Source organism: Solibacillus sp. FSL H8-0523 (assembly GCF_038051985.1).
Lineage (GTDB): Bacteria > Bacillota > Bacilli > Bacillales_A > Planococcaceae > Solibacillus.
The window spans coordinates 510,752-531,308 of the sequence record NZ_CP150291.1 but is presented as its reverse complement, the minus strand read 5'-3'; the positions used below and the strand labels follow the sequence as shown (position 1 = coordinate 531,308).

General features: G+C 40.1%; 14 protein-coding genes and 1 pseudogene. 6 read left to right on the top strand and 9 right to left on the bottom strand.

Features of this window, described 5'->3' with window-relative positions; genetic code table 11:
• Positions 1-100: 100 nt before the first annotated feature.
• The 4 genes and pseudogenes from NSQ62_RS02575 to NSQ62_RS02560 all read right to left on the bottom strand — a co-directional run.
• Positions 101-475, bottom strand: a pseudogene (locus NSQ62_RS02575) (transposase); the annotation flags it as partial.
• 60 nt (positions 476-535) lie between these two features.
• Positions 536-1,114, bottom strand: a complete 579-nt coding sequence (locus NSQ62_RS02570; RefSeq protein ID WP_341322367.1) for a transposase — start codon at positions 1,112-1,114, stop codon at positions 536-538.
• The gene (locus NSQ62_RS02565; RefSeq protein WP_341322366.1) at positions 1,107-2,621 is read right to left on the bottom strand and encodes a YifB family Mg chelatase-like AAA ATPase; all 1,515 of its coding nucleotides are present in this window, start codon (positions 2,619-2,621) and stop codon (positions 1,107-1,109) included. The genes NSQ62_RS02570 and NSQ62_RS02565 overlap by 8 nt, the downstream gene beginning before the upstream one ends.
• A gap of 442 nt (positions 2,622-3,063) precedes the next feature.
• Complete coding sequence (locus tag NSQ62_RS02560) at positions 3,064-6,387, bottom strand: S-layer homology domain-containing protein (RefSeq protein ID WP_341322365.1); 3,324 nt, start codon at positions 6,385-6,387, stop codon at positions 3,064-3,066.
• A gap of 748 nt (positions 6,388-7,135) precedes the next feature.
• On the opposite strand from NSQ62_RS02560, the gene NSQ62_RS02555 reads away from it, so the two are divergent.
• The 3 genes from NSQ62_RS02555 to csaB are packed head-to-tail and all read left to right on the top strand — an operon-like array spanning position 7,136 to position 12,470.
• Positions 7,136-7,876, top strand: a complete 741-nt coding sequence (locus tag NSQ62_RS02555) for a WecB/TagA/CpsF family glycosyltransferase (protein WP_341322364.1) — start codon at positions 7,136-7,138, stop codon at positions 7,874-7,876.
• Positions 7,873-11,391: a DUF5693 family protein gene (locus NSQ62_RS02550; RefSeq protein ID WP_341322363.1), complete on the top strand. Its 3,519-nt coding sequence runs from the start codon at positions 7,873-7,875 to the stop codon at positions 11,389-11,391. The genes NSQ62_RS02555 and NSQ62_RS02550 overlap by 4 nt, the downstream gene beginning before the upstream one ends.
• Positions 11,391-12,470, top strand: coding sequence for a polysaccharide pyruvyl transferase CsaB (gene csaB, locus NSQ62_RS02545; RefSeq protein WP_341322362.1), 1,080 nt, complete (start codon positions 11,391-11,393; stop codon positions 12,468-12,470). Before NSQ62_RS02550 ends, csaB begins: the two co-directional genes overlap by 1 nt.
• A gap of 110 nt (positions 12,471-12,580) precedes the next feature.
• Here the strand turns inward: csaB and NSQ62_RS02540 are convergent, their stop codons facing one another.
• Positions 12,581-13,063 carry an IDEAL domain-containing protein gene (locus NSQ62_RS02540; protein WP_341322361.1) on the bottom strand — a complete coding sequence of 161 codons (483 nt, stop codon included), beginning with the start codon at positions 13,061-13,063 and terminating at the stop codon, positions 12,581-12,583.
• A 283-nt stretch (positions 13,064-13,346) separates the two neighbouring features.
• Between NSQ62_RS02540 and NSQ62_RS02535 the strand changes: the two genes are divergently transcribed.
• Positions 13,347-14,921, top strand: coding sequence for an SWIM zinc finger family protein (locus tag NSQ62_RS02535; RefSeq protein WP_341322360.1), 1,575 nt, complete (start codon positions 13,347-13,349; stop codon positions 14,919-14,921).
• A 47-nt stretch (positions 14,922-14,968) separates the two neighbouring features.
• Positions 14,969-17,716, top strand: a complete 2,748-nt coding sequence (locus NSQ62_RS02530) for a DEAD/DEAH box helicase (protein ID WP_341323871.1) — start codon at positions 14,969-14,971, stop codon at positions 17,714-17,716.
• A gap of 129 nt (positions 17,717-17,845) precedes the next feature.
• Here NSQ62_RS02530 and ssb read toward each other — a convergent pair whose 3' ends face one another.
• Positions 17,846-18,250: a single-stranded DNA-binding protein gene (gene ssb / locus NSQ62_RS02525; protein ID WP_341322359.1), complete on the bottom strand. Its 405-nt coding sequence runs from the start codon at positions 18,248-18,250 to the stop codon at positions 17,846-17,848.
• 251 nt (positions 18,251-18,501) lie between these two features.
• Here ssb and NSQ62_RS02520 point away from each other — a divergent pair, with 251 nt between their 5' ends.
• A complete protein-coding gene (locus NSQ62_RS02520; RefSeq protein ID WP_341322358.1) occupies positions 18,502-18,960 on the top strand; it encodes a YwpF family protein in 459 nt (152 codons plus the stop codon).
• A gap of 39 nt (positions 18,961-18,999) precedes the next feature.
• Here the strand turns inward: NSQ62_RS02520 and NSQ62_RS02515 are convergent, their stop codons facing one another.
• The 3 genes from NSQ62_RS02515 to fabZ form a co-directional block, all read right to left on the bottom strand.
• Positions 19,000-19,383, bottom strand: a complete 384-nt coding sequence (locus NSQ62_RS02515) for a hypothetical protein (RefSeq protein WP_341322357.1) — start codon at positions 19,381-19,383, stop codon at positions 19,000-19,002.
• A gap of 96 nt (positions 19,384-19,479) precedes the next feature.
• Entirely contained in the window at positions 19,480-19,863 is a 384-nt protein-coding gene (locus NSQ62_RS02510; RefSeq protein ID WP_341322356.1) for a hypothetical protein, read from the bottom strand.
• Positions 19,864-20,044: 181 nt separating this feature from the next.
• Positions 20,045-20,482, bottom strand: coding sequence for a 3-hydroxyacyl-ACP dehydratase FabZ (gene fabZ / locus NSQ62_RS02505; protein ID WP_341322355.1), 438 nt, complete (start codon positions 20,480-20,482; stop codon positions 20,045-20,047).
• Between the last annotated feature and the right edge of the window lie 75 nt (positions 20,483-20,557).

Here is a 20,557-nt window from a genome sequence, read left to right as displayed (position 1 = left end):
AGCCCTACACAATGGTAATTTTGTGTAGGGCTGTTTTTTTGATTTGATTTTTAGGCTCTAAGTCAAATGTTGGGGTGAAATAATTTCCAAACCGATTTCCCCCTACATGCCCACCTATATTTTTATACTTTAAATTTAATAATATCTTTGCCTTAAAGTGATCGAAACGTCTGAAGCCATATGCATTCCGTTTCATCACTTTTGTTTTATTGTTAATGCCTTCTAAAAATCCATTCGAATAGCCAAATGAAAAGCTGTTCAAAATCTCTGTTTGCCAGTTCTTGAACGTTTAAATCGCTTTCTTAAACGCTGGAATGCCAGACGCTTCTACTTGCTTATAAAACTGAAGTAATCTCTCTTTAATCACCGAAATTTCTGATTCATTTTTTGCTTGGTCAAACCACTCACAATACGCCTGTTTCAATTCATATGCTTCTTTTAAGACAGGCGACATTTCTGTATAACGTGTTAAATAATTGTTTGTGCACCCGGTGCACGATATTCCACCTGTATAATTTTTCCTCAGCACTAAATATTACAATGGCATTTCGTGTACGACTGTTTTTTCTATGATGCTGCAATAGGTAATATAATTTTCTAATGTGCGCTCTGATTCAAGTGGAAAATATTGTACGAGTGCAAAGGGATTTAAATAGACGGGAGCTTTTTTAGGCGCCACATAATATTGAAAGCTTGAGTATGGGTAATGCTCGAGTTCGTTTACTAGTGGGGTTTTTGTACGGATTGGATTTTGGTGGATGTAACGGCTCACTTCAAGAATCCCCTGCGCACTTAACACCATATCGGAATAATAGCGATTTTCGTATAGATGACCTGAATAGCGGTATTTCTTTTTGTAGTAATCACTATAGCGGCGATTAAGAAGCATCATTGTTTTACTGAGTGGAGTTTTGCTGAGGATTAAAAGATGATAGTGATTATTCATAAGGCAATAGGCAAGGAGTTCGAATGGATATTTGTCGTAAGTGTAGTGAAGCGCACGGAAAAATTCAGCAAAGTCCTGCTGTTCAGCAAAAATCACTTGTCGGTTATTACCTCGCATCACAACATGATCAAAGTACTGTGGGTGCCACAGCCGTTTTTTTCTACCCATGGACGCTCCCCTCCACTAACGCATCTTGCTTCCATGAAACGGCCTCCTCTAAATGCGCTTCTTGTAATTCCTCTTGCTGTTGTAAGTCCGCAATGGTGCGCGCGATGCGTAAAATTTTTAGCTGTGTCCGGTTGCTCCACTTATTTGCATAGCACACTTCATGAACATATTGCTTTTGAACTGATGTGAGCGCACAGGCTTCTACTAGTAAATGAGACGGGGCATTGCCGTTCAAAAAATGGGGGCCATAGCGATTTTGCTGCATTTCACGAGCCTGCGCTGTACGTTGCCGAATCACGACAGAGCTTTCACCTGAAATGCCTGATCTCATGCCGACACTTTTAAGCTGTAAGAAAAAATTAATGCGATCAAGTAACGGACCAGACACTTTTTGCTGATATGCCTTTACTTGCTGCGGCGAGCAGGTGCAATAGCGTTCGTTTGAGCCAAAGTAGCCACATGGACACGGATTCGTTGCCGCAATGAGTGTGAACGCAGCAGGATAAGTTACCGTTTGACGAACACGACTAATCGTCACCTCACCCCTTTCAAGCGGCTGGCGCAGCATATCAAGCGCCTTTCTTGGAAATTCACCCAGCTCGTCTAAAAATAGTACACCGCGGTGTGCTAGTGAGATTTCACCTGGCTTTGGATATGTCCCTCCTCCAATTAGTGATGTAGCCGAGGACGAATGATGCGGCGCGCGGTAGCTCGGTCGCTGCGAAAAACTCGCATCTTCCTTCGCTAAATGATAAATACTGTATACTTCCAACATTTGCTCATGTATAATATCAGGAAAAATCGTATGAAAGGCATCGGCCAGCATACTTTTGCCACAGCCTGGCGGACCACTAAGCAGCACATGATGCCCACCTGCTGCCGCAATTTCTAACGCCCGCTTTGCGGTTTCGTGACCAATGATACTATTAAAATCTGTCGTCATGTCAAAGTTCGACTCTGGAATTAGTTCTTTTACAACTGTCAACCTAGTCATTGCAAGGGAGAGCTGGCCGTTCAAATAATCGAACATTTGCTCGACATTTTTCAGCGCAACGATTTCGATATCATCATTTAATTGAAGAAAGCTCGTGTCAATTGGGGGAATGAAAATTCGCTTAAAGCCAAGCTGGAGCGCTTGTTGAAGTGACGGCATCAGTCCGTGAAAAGCAACGATTTCTCCCTGAAGCGATAAAGAACCAAGCACACAGGTTTGTTCGTTGATGGGTAGTGGGTTTTCAAGCATTTTATTAAGCACCGCAAGCAGCATCGCACAATCATAGCCGACGCCGATTTTTCGTTTATCCGAAGGCGATAAGTGAATCGTAATCTTTTTTAAGGTTAAATCAAGATCAAGCAAGTGCAAATTACTCAAAATCCGCTCCTTTGACTCCTTCATCGAAGCATCCGGCAGCCCTACAATGACACACTGTTCCTTATCTAGGCGCACATCCGCCTCAACATTCACGATATAACCACGCATCCCTTCTAACCCAACACTACAAATCATAGCATTCGCCCCTTTCATTTTCTTTGAGCATAAAATATATGGGAAATAAATGCAAATAGAGTGAAATTGTTAACAACTCTAAATCGACAGTTTGACTTAAGTTTTTGGAGGAAATTGAAATTTTGTAGGGAAATTCGCAGTGAACTAAATTTTTTCGGGGGCATCTACATAACAAAAAAGAAGCCTTATACAAGATTTCTCTCATATAGGGCTTCTTCGATTTCACTCAATGCATATTCATAAATTGTAGTGTATTTTCTGAATTGTTTTTGCACCCGGTGCACGAAATTTCGGGCTTACGTAGAACTTCTAATTGTAGTGACACAAAATTGTTTATGCATCATTATTTGTATAACCGGCAAAAAGCCCTACACAGCCGAAGCCATGTAGAGCCTTTCATCAATTCCGGAAATGCAGTTAGTTATGCATTCGGTACTTGATATTACAGTGCTGCCGGAGTTGATACAATAACTTTAGTAACTGCACTTAAATTATTAGTAGCATCCTTTACAACCACATAAACATCATAAGTTGTTGCATCTGCAGCAAATGTCAATGTTTTAGTTTTAGCTGTCCCAGCAACTACAGCTTCACTAACACCACCAGCAACTACGGTACTTGCAGTTGGTGCTGCAGCACCACTAGCAACTACTAAGTAGTAAGCCGTACCAGCTTCATCAGATGTTATTGAAATGTCTGCCTGTTTAGAACCTACTGCACCAGCTGTATAAGATGGTGAAGAGATAACTGGTGCTAGAAGATCTCCATTTAACTCAACAGTTCTAGCTTCAATATCAGCGATTGTATTAGCATCTGTTGCACGGTCAGTAACGAAGCGAACATCTTTAGCTGAAATTGTAGCAGCAATAACCGCTCCACTTAAAGTAAGGACCAGTTCATCATTATCAGTACCACTTACAGCTACGCCTGTTATTGAAAGAGGATTTCCTAAATTGTCTTCTACAACGAAGTCAGATTTCACTTCACTTAATGTTCCAATATTAATTGCTTCATTGAAAGTAATTTTAATTTTAGTTCCAGATAAATCAGCCGCTGCAATCGCTTTTACAGTTGCGCTAATTTCATCGGTAATATCTTTAGCACCAATTGTACCAATTTTTTCACCTAAAATATCAACAGAAGAAGGTGTACCTGTAACAATAAGTTTTAATTCATCACCAGAAGAATTTTTAACATCTTCAGGTAATTTCGTTTTTAATGTGAAAGTAGCCTTTTTACCATTAGCAGATAATTCTGAGTAAGCAATTTCATGACCTTCTACTGAGAAGTCACCTTGATTTAATGATTGTAAAGCTTTAGTAAATGTTACTTCTACTTTATCTGTTGCAACTGCAGTAACTTTATCAACTGTTGTAGCAGTATTAGTAATAACAGTTCCTGGAGCAACTAGATTAGCTATATAATTTCCAGCAACGTCTTTTACTAATTGAACTTTAAATGAAACATTACCAGCTGTTGGTAAATTATCATTGAAAGTAAGGATAACCCCTTTTGCATCGCCAGTTACATTGTAAGATGCTGGTGTAAGAGTTTTGTTTGGAGATACACTAGTATCAGTAATAGTGTATTTTGAAGAATCTACTACTGATCCATCACCACTTGTTGCCATAGCTTCGCTAAATTCAACATAAAGTTGTTTATCATTTAAACGTGTAACAGTACTTAATGTTGGTGGCGTTACATCACTCACACTTAAAGTTGTTGTATAAGGTAAAATTACGTTTTTCAACGTAGTGTTATCACTCACACCGTTCACTGTTAATGTATATTCAGTGTTATCTTTTAATGAATTTAATAAAGTAATTGTTACTTCTTTATCATTTGAAGTATCTACTGAACTAGAGATTAATTGAACTTTACCATCTTTATCTTTAATTACATAGTTAGCAACTTTTTTAGCAGAATCTAAATCTAATGATTTAGTGAATTTAATTACAACTTTTTTGTTGCTTGAATTTTTAACAAAACCAGCACTAATTACTTCTGGTCGTGTTTGATCAATTACAGGTGTAACTTGAACTTTAGTATCTTTATCAATTACGTTACCTGAGTAATCTTTTACATTTGTTACGAACAAGTCCGTAGTATAAACAAGTTTGTTATCACCTACAAATGTGAATTCAAATGTGTCATCAGCTAATTGTTTCACACTTGAAGCTTGTTTCTTAGCTGCACCTTGCAACCAGTAAACATTAGAAGCAAATACTTGCTCAACTGGTTCAGAGAATTTAAGAACTACTTTTTCGAAAGAAGCACTTACTACTGAAGTTACAGTTGGTGCTGTTTTATCTTCAACAACGTTGAATTTTGTATCAGCTTTAACTACTTTAAAATTATTAAAGTCTTGAGTACCTTCTGCAGTGATAGTGTGTTCACCATCTGTAAGTGCTGAAGAAAGTTTAATAATTACGGCATTACCAGTAGTTTGGATAGAACCTACCACTACTTTACCATCGATTAAAAATTGAGAAGTTTGTGCAGGTTTAATTGGCTCACTGAATAATACACGAATTGTTTTGTTACCTAATGCTTGAACAGCAGCAACAGTAGGAACTGTGTTATCAAGTGGTTTGAAAACTAAATCTTTTTCGTTTAGTACTTTATCTCCAGCTTTAATATTGTATACAGATAATTTGTATTCATTTTGGTTTACGAATACATCTTTAAGAGTTAAAGTTACTGATTTACCATCTTCTGATACTGAAGCAGCAGCGATTTCAGGTGAATTAGCACCAGTAATTGCATAGTTTACCACTTCACTTGCAGTTGATTTGTCAACAGCACGGTTGAAAGTTACAACTACTTGTTTCAAGTTAGTCGCACTTACAGATTCAACTTTAGCAACTGTTAATGATTCTTCATAACCAGCTACAGCTTTCTCTGCTTTTTCTAATGCAGCTTTTGCAGCAGTGATTGCTTCTTCAGTAGCTTTAACTTCTTCTTCAGTTACAACTTTTGCTTCTTGAGCAGCTTTTAAAGCTTCTTCTACAGCAGTGATTGCTTCTTTAGCGTCAGCAACTGCAGTTTTTGCAGCAGCTACGTTTTCAGCAGTTACTTTTTCAGCTAATTTTTCTGAAGTAGTCTTAAGAGTTTCTAATGCTTCTTTTAAGTCAGCAGCTGGGTCTACTACAGCAGCTTCAGCACGTGCAAACATTACAGCAAAGTCTTGCTTAGTGATGTTAGCATTTGGATTTAAGTTGCCTTTATCGTCGCCTTTTAAAACGCCATTAGCAACTGCGATTTGGATTGCTTCTTTAGCCCAAGCTTTTACAGCAGAAGCATCTTTGAATGATGATAAATCATCAGAACCTTCTAAGCCAAATGCATTCACATAAATGATTGCAGCTTCTGAGCGAGTAAGGTTACCTGATGGGTTGAAGTTACTAGCGCTTTGACCTTGGAAAATTCCGTTGTTTACTGCAGCAGCGATTGCATCATAGTACCAAGCACCAGATTTAACATCTGAGAAGTTGATTGAACCAGTAGATTCTAGATCTAAAGCTTTTGCAAAGATTGTTGCAGCTTCAGCACGTGTTACTGAATTTCTAGGATTGAAGTTACCTTTTGCATCACCTTCGATAACACCGCGATCCACTAAATCTTGTACCGCATCTTTAGCGTATGATGCAACCGAGTTGATGTCGTTTACTTCTGCAGCCGAAGCCACAGGAACGATAGCAGATGCTACTAATGCAGCAGTTGCAGTTGTCGCGAATAATTTACGACCTTTGTTTGTCTTTGCCATTAAATTTTTCCTCCTAAATTTTCCGTTTATCCAGTTTCGAAGAGCCGATACAGGTTTATGTACCAATTCACCATAGCTACTTAAAACAATTGGATAAAGGATTTTTTTAGTAAATGTGAATAAATTGGGATAACAGTATCAATTTAACACATTTAATTACTTCAATAATATACCATCTATTTTTCTAGAAGACAAGGATAGATTAGAACTCTTTCACATTTCCACATTACGAAAAAAACGAAACATATCAATTTATCCTTTAAATCCTAATAATGGCATATGTCTTACTCATTATATAGTATGTGCGCTATTTGTGCATTATGATTTTACATATTACTAGGTTTTAAGTTACTTTTTTCAACCATTTAGCTGTATAAAAGCCATTTAAAGTCAAAAAAATATCATTTTTCGATAAATGAAATTTCATTATTCAGAGCATTCTTTACATCCAAATAATAACTTTATTAGGTAATAACCCAAATTATTTTACTTCACCGCCTTAAATTACTGTTATTTTAAGTAATATAAGTTTTAAATTTGTAATGCAATTGTAATGTTTATTTTGTTTGCAAATAGCTATTTTTCAGTAATTTTCCATATTAATTCACCTTATCGAACTATTCCTCTTCCCCAACGTCAAATGTTTAACCCTCTTTTCAATTCCACAGGGAAATATTTTTTCCATGTAGTATTTGTGGTATGATAAAGGGCAGTAAAATGCATTTAAATATGAAAGGTTGTCAAAATTATGAAACATGTAAACGTTATGGATGTTCCTTTTTTACATATAGATCAGCAGCACTTTATTGAGTTATTGACTACGCGCGCTGAGCAAAAGGAAAAGACATTTGTAATAACAGCGAATCCTGAAATCGTTATGCGTTCTACGGAGGATGCCACACTTAAACAGTATATTAAGGAAGCAACGTATATATGCGCAGATGGTATTGGGGTTGTAAAAGCTGCTTCCATTTTAGGTAAAGATTTACCAGGCCGCGTAACAGGCTATGACACAATGATCGGGTTATTAGAAAACGGCCAGCAAAAACGCTTTAAAATCTATTTACTAGGCGCTGCGAAAGAAACCATCGAAAAAACCGTAGCAAACATTCACCGTGATTATCCAAATGTTGAGATCGTTGGCTATCATGATGGGTTCTTTGATTGGAACAATAATACGATTGCCGAAGAGGCAGCCGCGCTTGAGCCGGACTTCATCTTCGTTGCGCTTGGTGTACCACGCCAGGAAAAATGGATTTTCGAAAACAAGGACAAGTTTTCACATGGTGTCTTTATGGGCATTGGGGGTTCGTTTGACGTGATTGCTGGTACCGTACAGCGCGCACCGGAAATTTGGCAAAAGCTAAATGTGGAATGGCTTTACCGTTTAGCAAAGCAGCCTAGCCGCTGGAAACGCATGCTGGTGCTACCGCAATTCGCCTTAAAAGTATTCGGTATGAAATTAAAAGGCCAAGGTAACAAAAAATGAGTCAGTCCACATTAGTGAAAAGCACGCTCATTTTAACGATTGCCACCCTGCTTTCTAAAATCTTAGGTAGTATTTTCCGTGTGCCGCTTCAAAATATTGCGGGCGATGAAGTACTTGGGATTTTCAGTCTCGTCTACCCTGTTTATATGGTAGCGCTCTATTTATCGGTTGCTGGTATTCCACTAGCGATATCCAAGCTAATTGCTGAAGCAAATACCCGCAACGAATCGGGTCAGGTAAAGAAGATTTACCTAACTGCCAGTATCCTTGCAATTTGCTTTGGGATTTTTAGCTTTACGATTATCTTTAGCTTCTCGCACGTACTCGCAGACATGCTCGGTGGACCGTCGACACGCTTTGCCCTCATTATCGTAGCACTAACATTACTTGTTGCTCCGTATATGGCGGTATATCGCGGGTTCTTCCAGGGCTACGATGACATGCGCCCTACTGCTGTGTCGCAAGTACTCGAGCAACTAATCCGCGCTGTCTTGATTATTGTGGCAGCCTATGTACTTGTAAAAATGGAGTTATCAACAGAAATCGTAGCCGGTGGGGTCATGATTGGCTCGGTTTTAGGGGCACTTGCTTCATTAATATACTTACGTTTAAAATATCAGCGCTCTTCGTTGAAGGTACAATCAGGCGAAAACTATACGTCTCGTGACTTCTCAACATGGAGTGGCACGATTTTAAAAATATCCATTCCGATTGCGATTGGTTCGGTTACGATGGCATTATTCAACTTTGTTGATTCGTTCACTGTAACGTATTCATTAAAGCAACTCGGAGTGACAGCGCAACAAGAAATTAACTACTTATACGGCTTGTATGGTCGCGGGGTAACGCTCGTGCAAATTACTACGGTATTTGCCTCATCGATTATCTTGCCACTTGTCCCATTAATTACGAAAAAGCTCGCACAAAAGGACGTCGATGGGACACGCTCTGTTATTGAGCAAACATACCGTATGACACATTTAATTACGTGGCCAGCTGCAATGGGGCTACTTGCATTAACACTGCCATTAAACCTAGCGCTGTACACAAACGTTGAAGGAAGCTCCATGCTTGCGATTATTAATGCAAGTGCGGTGTTTACATCGTTAACACTTGTCAGCACAGGAATTTTGCAGGGCATGAATTTTGCCAAATTTGCGGCCTATCTCATCATTGCAGGTGTTGGCTTAAAAATTGTGTTAAACATTATCCTGATCCAGCAGTTCGGTCTGGACGGTGCTGCCTGGTCGACATTAATTGTTTATGCCGTTGTCTTTATCCTAAACACAATATTTATTTTACGTAAAATCCGCTTCTCTGCATGGAATGCAACCACATTAAAAATAGTAGTTTCTTCTATTGTAATGGCGGTTGTTGTCGGATTGCCTACATTGTGGTTAGATGTGGAAAATTGGGGGCGTTTACTTGCGCTAGGCTATGTATTCCTTGGTATCGCAGTTGGTGCAGTCGTGTACTTTGCCTTACTATGGGTTTTACGCGCCATTCACCCGGATGATTTAAAACGGATTCCTGTCATCGGGAAAAAAATAAAGGTTACACAACAACCGAAACAAAGCGAAAGGAGCAACAACACTTCTATGAAAAATAAACGTACATGGCTTTGGGCCGTCATCACAATACTACTACTGGCTGGCTCCATTGGCTTAATTAACCGTTGGAACGTTGAACAAACGAATCACAACTACGAAGTCATTATTCCGTATGAGGAAGTTTTAACCTTATCGATTGAAAGCGAATACTCGGTCGATGAAATTTTAACTCAGCTAAAGGATGCCGGCTTAACGACTGTTAGCTTAAGCCCTTTAAGCCTACGCGATTTAAAATCACAAAACATTATCTCTTATTTTGAGGAAAGCGAGTTAGCCTCAACGTTACGCTTCACGCCTTATCGTGAAGACGTCGATGTAACAAAACGTGGCTACTACATTTCTATTCCAGAAAACGAAGCCTATCAACAACTAATTACAGAAACAATCGATGTTGAAGAAGTCGTGGTTGGCGAAGAGCCATTTTACTTCTTACCAAAATCAGATGAGTTTTATGAGCTAACAACACCGATTGGCTACGACACAGTAGCTCTTGAAACAATCGAAAAACATGATTTCATGCATGTCTTCCGCGTAACAAATGCCGAAACAGAAGAAGTAAACGGCAAAATCGTCACACAATTAGTGGATATGAAAACTGAGAATACTGCTGGTTTACTAGGTATGGGTATGGAATCGCTTGGTTTTGGCCAAACTGCTCAGCCAAAATTCATCAACAAGTTAGAAGAAGCCGGCTATTTCTTCTATTTCATTGAAGGTAGCGGGTTAAAAGGTGAGCAAACCATTGCCCGTCAAACAAATTACAATATCGTGCGTCTTCATAGTATGGACATTAACCGTGAATTTACACTAACGAAGCAAAAAATGGTGGAACGTACAGTTCGTGCGGTGAAAGAGCGTAACATTAAAGCGATTTTCTACCATGTAAAAACTACAGGTGATGTTGAAGAAAATCTAGAATTAGCAACAACCTATTTAAATGAAATTCAAACAGCTGTTCCTTCATCATTTGACTTAGGTCAGTCTAAAACATTTGAGAAAATCAGTGTACCTTCTTGGTCAACGGCACTTATTTTCCTTGCAGGTATTTTATTTACTTACATGATGTTTAGCTGGTTACGCTGTCATTGGCTACGTATTGTTGCGACAGGTGGTATGGCCTTACTAGCTGCGGCCTATTTCTTATTAGACCGTCTTGTATTTATTCAAACGTTTGCGTTACTAATCGCTGTCTTAACACCGATTTATGCGGTCATGTCGACAGCAACAGGTTCACGTAATCTCGGAAAAATCTTTGTTCAATATGCAAAAGCAGTCGGCATTAGTGTGCTTGGTATTGCCATTGTTGTTGGTTTACTAAACGGAAACCACTTCATTACAGGTATCGAAGTGTTCCGCGGTGTTAAACTTGTATATATTGTGCCAATTGCCGGTGTCATTTTACTTGTCATCATGCAAATTTATAAAATTTTCGAAAATGGCTATAAGCATTCGCTAACTCGTAGCGTGAAGCTTGTAAATACAGAAGTGCGCTACTGGCATTTAATCGTTGTTGTTGTGATCGCTGCTGTCGGTGTGTTCTACATTACGCGTACTGGTAATGGCGGTACAGCGAGCGCCTTAGAGCTATCGATTCGTCAGTGGCTTGAGGATGTATTATATGCGCGTCCACGTACGAAGGAAGTTTTAATTGGTTTCCCGATGTTCGTATTAGCCCTTTATGTCATGGGTATTAACAAAAAAATCGGTAGCATTTTACTCATTCCAGCGGTTATTGGATTCCTATCGATTATGAATACCTTTACACACTTACACATTACATTAGACGTATCGTTACTTCGTACATTCTATAGTATCGTTTTCGGCTTCGTTGTTGGTGTCGTATTTATTGGGATTTATAACGTGCTAGCGAAATTAGTGAAAAAAGCAATCGCGAGGTGGTCGTAATGCATATCGTTCTTTCAGGTTATTTTGGCTTTGACAACGTAGGCGATGAAGCGATTTTACTTTCAATGATTACGTCATTACGCAAGCTACAGCCCGAAGTTGAACTAACCGTGCTTTCGAATAATCCAGCACATACGTCTTCAACTTACGGTGTAAAGGCCATAAATCGTTGGAAGCTAAAAGAAATTTCTAGCATACTGAAACGCGCAGATGGCTTAATTAGTGGTGGGGGTAGTTTACTACAAGACCAAACTGGTATGAAAACGATCCCGTACTATTGTGCAATTATGTATCTGGCAAAGTACCATAAAAAGCCGGTGTTCGTTTATGCACAAGGTATGGGACCAATCAATCATTCAATTAGCCAAATGATTACACGAAAAACGTTAAATAAAGTGGACCAAATTACGCTACGTGATGAGGCATCTCGACAGTTACTTGTCGATATCGGCGTGAAAAAGCCGATGTCGATTGTACCTGATCCAGTAATCGGCTTAAATCCAACTGATTTTCGTAGTAGTTGGCTGGACTATCAAGCATTTGAAGCAGGCTTCGTCGCAGTAAGTGTGCGCGACTGGCCTTCTGAAGTTGATTTCAAGCAAAAAATTGCGGATAGCTTATCGCGACTGGCACAAGCTGGTCATCAAATTGTGTTCATCCCCATGCATGATGAGCACGATGAAAAAGCTTCGTTCCAAATGGCACAAATGGTACCAGAAAAAACATTAGTGGCTCCTGGTAATTTAACGATTGAAGAAAAAATTGCGATTATTGGTCAGGCTGACTTACTAATTGGTATGCGCCTGCATTCATTAATTTTTGCAGCGATTCAAACGACACCGTTCATCGCCATTTCGTACGATCCAAAAATCGATGCCTTTGCAGCAATTGCCAATCAGCCAAACATCGGTCATGTTGAACGCGATGATTGGGATGGGAAACAACTGTTTGAACAAGCACAAACGATGTTACAAGCGCGTGAATCGATTGAAGCCGCGCTCCGTGACCAAATTACAGTGCTTCACGAACAGGCTCAGCATACTGCGCAATTAGCATTGGATCTATTTAACGGTAAATAATTTTATGTTCATAACAGAGGTACTTCGATTACGAGGTGCCTCTGTTTTTTTGAAAAAAATACCACTGGCGCAGTGTTGCGTCAGTGGTAGCTAATTCTTTTTTTTGATAATCATGAGGCCGCATAGCCCCCGGTGAACTTTGCCTTCTCTGCCATTAAATCATGGAATAATGCTTCATTACGAGCCTCGAGTGCATCGTCAATGAGACGATCTAAGTTTTCTGCTTCTAATACGCGCACGATACCTTCTACCTCAGCATCAAATTCATAGACCGCTTCTGCTTGTGGTAGCTTCACATGTGTAGATACGTTTTCAATAATCGGCATTAAGTACTCATGCACATTGGAGACTAATAGTAATTGGTACAGTGGTAGTCGCACGAAGCGGTTACCACGCTGGAAGACGAATACTTCCGATAAATTTTCGACCTGCATCGTATTCAGGTCTACAATCATTTCCTTGCCTTCAATCGGGATGAAATGGAAAATTTCGTCGTCCTTTGTGATTGAAAAATATTGATAAGCAAATACTAAGCGTAGTTTTTCGCCAGATAATTTTGTATAAAAGGGTTTCATAAATTGAACTTGAATCATATCGAATTCCTCCTTAGAAATCATTCTACTTTTTAACATTTATTCACAGACATAATACCTATTTGAGGTTACCTGTTCATTAAATTTAATGTTTTATTCCTTATAAACCGTGATAATTTAATAAATTTTCTATTTATCTATATGTTCCCCATACTTTCAACATTTCAAACTTCCAATAATTACGTGAAATGAAATATGTAGCGCGTTTCTTCTTATTACCCGTTTTGTCTGAATTCATATTATAATGGAGGGAACGACTTTTTTAGAGAGGAGGGCGTCCATTTTGAGTTCTAGTTTTTCAGAAGTGGCTCATTCACATCAAGATTTTATAGGAAAAACATTACAACGCTTTGAGCAGCAGCTCCACCCTTCCGTTAATGAAGATGCCGAGCTTGTGACACGTGCGATGTTTTCCGTGCGTAATCAAGCGATTAAGCTGCGCACTTACTCAGCGTTTAACCAAATATTAGTGTGCCAAATCCAAGACGTCCGCACGACCGAAGTGACGATTTCCTTCACCCAACAGCAAATTAGCTGTACGTGCCCACAAAAAAAGATATGCCGTCATCAGCTGGCAGTTATTTTTAAGCTATCCCAGTATTTTATTTCGCTGCAGGATTGGCTAACGAAGTGGCGTGCGAAAAAAACGGTACAGCTGCATACCCTCGCCTCTGAGCGTAGCCCGGAGAGCTGGCAGCGTATGGCTGATGAGGTGTTGAACTATACGTTTAAAGACCCGCGCCCGATCGATAGCTTTTTAATTTCGTCACTCCTTGAAAATGCGCGTATGAAATTACAGCGTCAGCGTCCTTTTGAGCAGGAGTGGCAGCAGTTATTTGATTTATATATGGAAATTACCATTATGCAGCGCTTATTACAGCATGCCTCAAAAACAGGTATGGCGATGGATAATAACTATTTCAACTATTATTTAGAAAATGCCCTTAGCCGAATCGAACGTTCTATCGATGCCATTAGTAAAACAACGCGCCTTTTTGCGACTGAACCGTTTTTCGATGCGCTACAAACGATGACACACGACATTTTACTCATAGAAAAAGGGGCCGCGCATTTCCGTCTGGCGTTGTACCTACAGTTTTGGACAAAGTTATTTACTGAGCAAAAGCGCCAAACAAAGGAGCTCACAGCACTTGAACATGCAAACGCAACAACCGATATCGATTTACACGTCGTAAAAGCACTATTCTATATTTTATTACACGCGATGACACCGCTAGAACGAACAATTCACGAGATGTCGCCTAAAAATGTAGAAAGCTTTATCGATATCGCCCAGCATAGTCTCGCTAAAGGCTATACAACCGAGGCGACGCTTATTTTGAAAAAGGCGATTCCGTTTTTACAAAGCTATATTCAAGACACATTAGTACCGATTCGCCGGCAAAAATACACGCGCAAGCTCGATGTCCTATACGAGCAAATTACCTTGACGGAATCCGAAGAGCTAGCGCTTTACGCGGCCTTTGGTAAATACGGCATCGAGGCGTTTTCGGATTATTTACTGCGTGAGCAACGCTATAGCGAATGGATTGCACTTCATCAGCTGTACCCGACGTCGATTGCTTATCTTGAGCAAAGCGGCTTAAAGGAAGTCGTTGCCCATGAACCTGAAGTTGCCCTACCGCTGTATCATTTTTATGCGATGGATGAAATTAACCAAAAATCACGTCAAAACTATAAGCAGGCTGTACGTATTTGGCGTGCGATGAAATCGGCGGCCAAAAAAGCCGGCAAGCTCGATTATTTCGATAACTACATGGACGCCGTGCAGCAGCAATTTAAACGTCTGCGCGCCCTACAAGAGGAAATTAGTAAAAGCAATCTCATTGCTTCATAATATGTATTCAACTACCAGGAGGTGAATGTGCGTTACGCGCAATGACAATGCAAACTTTATTAAATACAAAGCTGCCATTTCTACAAACCATGCGCATTAAGATAAGTACGGTGCGTCCTGGATTATTTCGAATGACGGCCTACAACAAAGACGATTTAATTTTACCGCCGACAAGCTGGGTGTCTACGCTATTTTTTAATTTCGAGCATAATTTATATGGGTTGAACACGTCATTAGAAGAGCGTGATCTACTCATTAGCGCAGCGGACTTACTCGATGTCCTGTCCCCTCGCTATCGTCACCCATTTGTAGATTTTGCAGCGCTGAATTCGGAAACGACACAGCTTTTTACAGCATTACAAGGGACGCTGCCGTTATGGAACGATTCTACACTGTGGCAGCACGCAAAGATCACAGAGGATGGCTTTCATTTTGATAATGAGCTCGTGCAGCACGCGATGGAGCAAAAGCTTGCGAATGCAGGGCTTTCTAAACAAGACTCACTCGCTCTCATTCCGTACTTTACAAACGGAGGCTGGCCGCTTCAAACAACCCATGCTTTTGATGGGGTTAAAATGGCGCTACGCTTAAGCGAACCAGAAGAAAACGAGGAAAACTGGCTACTGGAAACCATTCTAATAAGTTCCTCCTCTATCAAGCACTGGACACCCGCAGCAACCAAGCGCAAATTGACGATTGCTGAAGCGATTCCGAAAAAGTGGGCACATATTGCAGCGCGCGTTGAACAAACGCAAAAGCAGGTGATTGACTTACTGCAACTCCCACATGAAACTGCACCGTTCATCCGCATGACCATGAGCGATGTAGAGGTACGTGAATTTCTTAAGCATGACTTAGCTAAGCTTCAGGCAATTGGCTTTGAGGTCATCTTACCGGCATGGCTAAAGGAATTAAAGCAGTCGAAGTTTAAAGTACGTGTGAGTGCTGCGAACCAATCTACAAAGAGCGTAGCCGGACTTGATGATATTTTAACGTTTAAATGGCAGTTCTCAATGAACGGTGAAGAAGTATCTGCTGAGCAGTTTAAACGTTTAGTTGAGGAAAAACGAGAATTTGTTCGCGTTGGGAATGAATGGTTCCGCATTGATGAGCAGTGGCTTACAGAAATGAAGGAATTAATGGAACAAGCCGAAGAGGAAGATTGGACGGTTAAAGATTTACTATTCCGTGAGCTACCAGAAACGTTAACCGCGCCACTTGATGAGGAAGATGACGCTGAGCGCGATGATCCGATCTTTGCCTTTGAAATGCAGCAATCGCTCGCTTCTTATATTGAGCAGCTTCAGCATAAAAAAGGCCTTCCACCTATTGCAGTGCCAACGAAATTACATGCGGAGCTTCGAGCCTATCAGCACGAGGGCTTTGAGTGGCTGACCTTCATGCGCGAGCAAAAATTCGGTGCTTGTTTAGCCGACGATATGGGCCTAGGGAAAACGATTCAGCTTATTACGTATATTTTGCATACGGTTCAAGCACTGCAAATAAAAGAGCCGACACTCATTGTGTGCCCGACTTCAGTTGTCGGGAACTGGCAAAAAGAATTAACACGCTTTGCACCTGACTTAGAGGTGTATACGCATTACGGACCGCGCCGATTAAAAGGCGATGATTTAACAAGCTTTATCGCAACACAGCGCCCTCACGTTATTTTATCAACGTATGGTACCGTGACACAGGATGCCGAAGATTTAAAGCTGATTCAGTGGTCGACGATTGCGCTTGATGAAGCACAAAATATTAAAAACATGCAAACGATGCAATCACGCGCAATTCGGAAACTAACTGGGGCACATCATATTGCCTTAACCGGAACGCCTGTTGAAAACCGCCTTTCTGAGCTTTGGGCGATTTTTGATTTTATTCATAAAGGTTATTTAGGAAGCTTTGGCAAATTCTCTGAGCAATACATTGTGCCAATTGAGCGCGACGAATCGGAAACACATAAACGCGTATTACGGACGAAAATCAGCCCATTTTTACTGCGTCGTACCAAACGAGATCCAGAGCTACAATTAAATTTACCAGACAAACAGGAATCGCATGAATTTTGTGCATTAACGACTGAGCAGGCTGCGCTATACGAAGGCTATATCCAAGATACACTTGCTAGTCTCGAACAACTAGCTGGCTTTGAGAAAAAGGGCCGTATTTTAAAAATGCTTGGAAAATTGAAGCAATTATGTAATCACCCTGCACTCTATTTAAAAGAGCCATTTGATGATGCCAAGACGATGATGAAGCGCTCGGTCAAGTTAAAGCGTATTATCGAAATGACAAAGGAAATTATTGATAGTGGCGAGCAATGCTTAATTTTCACCCAGTATATTGGGATGGGGAATTTGATTCAACATTGTTTACAGGAGCTTTACGGTGTCGATGCGCCGTTTTTAACAGGAAGTACAACGAAAGTTCAACGTGATCATTTAGTAGAGGCCTTCCAAGCAGGAGAGTTTCCAATATTTTTACTATCACTAAAAGCTGGTGGTACGGGGCTAAATTTAACCGCTGCAACCCATGTGCTTCACGCCGATCGATGGTGGAATCCAGCAGTCGAAAATCAAGCGACAGACCGTGCCTATCGAATCGGACAAACACAATTTGTACAGGTGCATAAGTTTGTAACAATTGGGACAATCGAGGAAAAAATCGATAAAATGATCACGATGAAATCTGCTCTATCCGAAGAATTAATTCAATCAAGTAAATGGCTAACCGAGCTTGGTGACCAAGAGTTAATGGATTTACTTGTTCTTGATACATCAACAATTAAATAAGTTGGAGGGAGTCTACTTTTACGCCTAGAAGTAGACTCTTTTTTTCGCTTACTTCACAACTACCTGATTACAGATTGGAATTGCTACTACTGCGCGGTCATACAGTAAGCAGCTAACTTTTTCAATAGGTTATAACGGTCTGACAAGTTCACTTTCTTGCTCTGGTAATACGAAATCTTCCGGAATTGGCGGTGATGCTTCTGTAGCACCTGCTAAAGGCTTTAATGCAAAAAAGCGAACCTCTTCTGCTACAACATCCGTTGTATATACCTTTTGATTATCCCGATTTATATAAGAACCTGTTAGTAAGCGTCCTTTTACACCAATTAGCGAGCCCTTTCCGCAATACTTAACAATTAGCTCCGCCGTCTTGCCCCATGCAATACAGTGAATAAAGTCAGCCTCTGTCATACCTTCACTATTTTTATAGTGACGATTTATAGCCAACGTAAATGTCGTCTGTACGCGCCCTTCTGATAATTGGCGCAAGCTTAACTCTTTCGTGGTACGCCCGACAATTCCAACATGATTCATTTAGAAACCCCCTTTCATATTATTAGCACTATCATATAAGAGACTATGCCTGTTTTTCAAAACACGAAATCTGATATTTCGCCTATTCTACATGTGCAAAGTGTCGATTTCGCTACGCTTGTTTTTTCTAATTCTTGAAAGAACGATGACATCTAGCCGATTCATTCTTAATTTACCGTAGCTCATTTTGACAGTTTGGCAATTTTGATGTGCTATACTTTTAATTAAAGTACGTCGAAGGGAATGGTCGTTTGAAAACTTTTAAAATGCTTTCATTTGAATTATTACTTGATGGTGAACTCAAAAAATTTCCACTTACGGATGGCATTATCATTAACCAAGAAAACAGTCATCAGCTTTGGGTGCTCGAGGCGTTTATGCCTGCAGAGTACAAAGAATTGTTTGATACGCTCATTTCATCTGGGGATATGCTCGATGCGCGTGTCATTATTTCGCTTCCAGACAACGAGCCTGCGCCATTTTCAATTATTGCGCATGCCGTAACGCCGATTGACGACAAAATCTCGGTGCTCTTTAAAGGTCGTTTAAAAGCCCAGCGGAAAAAATATGCTGAGCTACTGTTATCAAAATTACTTGAACAAGGCTTGCGTGACGATGAACTGCTCGTTGCCTTTGAACAAGGGATGCGCGATCGTCCTTCCTTACAAGAACGAAACGAGCGTTTAGAAAATACTCAATTACGGAAATGACAAAGGGAAATCCACATACTGCGTGGATTTCCCTTTTCTTTAATTATTATCTACTTTATCTTGATCTTTACGATCTCGATCGTCTTCGATAATATCCTCCTGGTTAACTGACGGTGCCCCTGGTGATGTGACGCCGTTTTCGCCATTTGGATTACTTGAGCCGTTTGGATACGCCCCGTTATTGTCAATCGTACTTTCATTTACATTCCCATTGCCGTTGTTTCCGTTAGTGCCGTTCCCCGATTGGTTCGGATCCACCGTATCGATTGTGTCATCGATGGCATCCCGCGTATCATTCATCGTGTCATTTACCCCACGATTTACGTCTTCTGCGGGCGTGTCGTTATTTTCGTCGGCCGTATTCCAGTTACAACCTGCGAGCAACAAAGCGCTACAACCTATTGCAAGTACAAATTTATGCATAAAAAAATCCCTCCTTTCACGTTGATCAATTCACAATCACCTCAGTGATCATCAATAGATTGCCCGGGAAAAGACGGATCTATCCTACAGATGGGATTATTTTAATTTATGCTTTAAAAGTTGCTCCACGTAAGCAGCTTCTGCCTTACAATCAAATGTATAATCCGTACCTAACTGTTTTTGTAGCTTCGCAATTTCTTTTTTTTGCTTTTCAGTTGGCTCTTCATTTAAAATTTTGGCGATCACTTCATCCATTTTTTTTGCGATTTCTTCATGGAATTCAGGGCTTAATAGCACGTCAGTTGGTATTTTGTCGATCCAAGCCGCATTATCCTTGAAGTAGGTTTGCCAACTTACCATGTAATCTTCCATCGAAAATTTTTCTTCATCCCAACCAATACTCGCTAAATAAGCTTCAAACGACGTCGAGATTGATCGTGTAATACTAATTTTTACGCCTGAAGACAATTGTTTATACATCTAGTTAAAACCTCCTACGTTTAAAGCTAAACTTCGCTTGTTGTTTATCATCTATTCAAAATTCGACAAATGTATTCGGCTATTATTTAAGCGCCATTATTTTTATATTTGTCAAAAACTAAAAACTATTTTACTTCAACCTATATATTCTATAATCTTTGTGGAATAATTGCAAATCGCCTCATACTGGTTGCTCTGGACCAATTGCGAATAAAATTTCACATTCACATACAAGCTCGCCATCTACTGTAGCCTTTGCTTTCCCCTTACCCATTTGTCCACGCAGTTTTAAAAACTCCATCTCAAGCTTTAACTGGTCCCCTGGTACTACTTGACGTTTGAAGCGGCAATTGTCGATACCCGTTAAAAATACAAGACGTCCTTTATAGGCTTCCATACTTAGTAACGCTACCCCACCAACTTGTGCTAACGCTTCTACAATCAACACACCTGGCATAACAGGATAGCCTGGGAAGTGTCCATTAAAGAACGGTTCATTAATGGTTACATTTTTCAAACCTACCGCCCGTTTTCCTTCTTCTATTTCTACCATACGATCAACTAATAAAAATGGATAACGGTGTGGTAAAATATTTTGAATTTGCTCTACATTCAACAAAAACATCCCCTTTGTTTGTTTGCTCACTGCCTAATAAGTATGTATAACAATCATGAAAAACGTGAGTAAATAGGC